Origin of the sequence: Butyrivibrio sp. NC2007 (assembly GCF_000421405.1) — a bacterium.
Classification (GTDB): domain Bacteria; phylum Bacillota; class Clostridia; order Lachnospirales; family Lachnospiraceae; genus Butyrivibrio.
The window spans coordinates 1-1,054 of the sequence record NZ_ATWY01000053.1; the positions used below are offsets into that span (position 1 = coordinate 1).

The window sequence follows — 1,054 nt, forward strand, 5'->3', positions numbered from 1 at the left end:
CCTTTAGGTAATCATCAAGGTCAAAGTATATTTCACCAAGTTCATACTTGTCATAAAACTCTTCATCTGAAAGCTGGCCAAAATCTGCAATAAGTCCGTTGACCTTGGCATGGAACTTAGGCGCAATTATTTTCTCAAACTCCGGGGCAAGCGGAATTCCAACAATGTACTCCTCTTCAACCTCTTCCTCAACAACCGGTGTGACAGGTTCGATATTTCCCTGTGCAACTACTCCGCTCTTGTAATGGGCAAGATCATACGGATAGTTGGGATTGTCTTTCAGCTCACTATCATCAATTTCAAAGAGCTTGGCAATGGCTGCTGCTTCATAGGACCAAAGACCATTATATGGTTCCCATGTTTCTGCAGCTTTTGGCCAGCCAAAATCAGCATGCCCCTTAAGGTACTCTTTTATAATGTACTCATTAAGCATGTCTTTCGCTTTATTCTTATCACTCTGAGCCACTTCACATATCTTGCCCGCGATAATATAAGGGTTTTCTCTGAGGTACTTGTCAGACTTAAATTCACGTTTGATTCCGTATGCGTTTAAAAGATAATCGATCAGTATATCGTTGTACTCGTCCTTGTCGAGCTTATCCACCAATACCTGAAGTTTTTCTTTTTCCATTTCCAAAAGAATTGCCTGAGATATCTGTTTTAAGACGCCTATATATCCTCTTTGCGTGAGCTCATTTTGAACTGTGTATTCGATTATCATACTGACAATGTCTTCATAGGACATAACTACTTTGTCAGCAGAATATTGAACATCGAAAAGATTCCTCAAATCAACAGGTATATCCATTTTTTCAAGCTTAATTATATCCATGTTTTTATTTGGATAACGCTGAATACCCTGCTTCTCATCTTCAAGCAGTTGATCTATCTTCTCAATTGTGTAATTAATATTCTCTGGCAGAAGCTCTAGTTCTGCTTCCAAAAGTTCTATATCGCAACGTTTATCTCTCATGAACAGCCTCCTTATGGATTGTGCGTTCGATATTCTCCGTTTATATCACATTCGCATACCGGTATTCCTGGTCTGTATTCC

Annotated in this window: 1 protein-coding gene; it reads right to left on the reverse strand. The window is 39.3% G+C overall.

The window, feature by feature from the left end:
• A partial coding sequence (locus G632_RS0118325; RefSeq protein WP_022770961.1) for a PoNe immunity protein domain-containing protein occupies nt 1-973 on the reverse strand: 973 nt, incomplete at its 3' end.
• Nucleotides 974-1,054 lie beyond the last annotated feature (81 nt).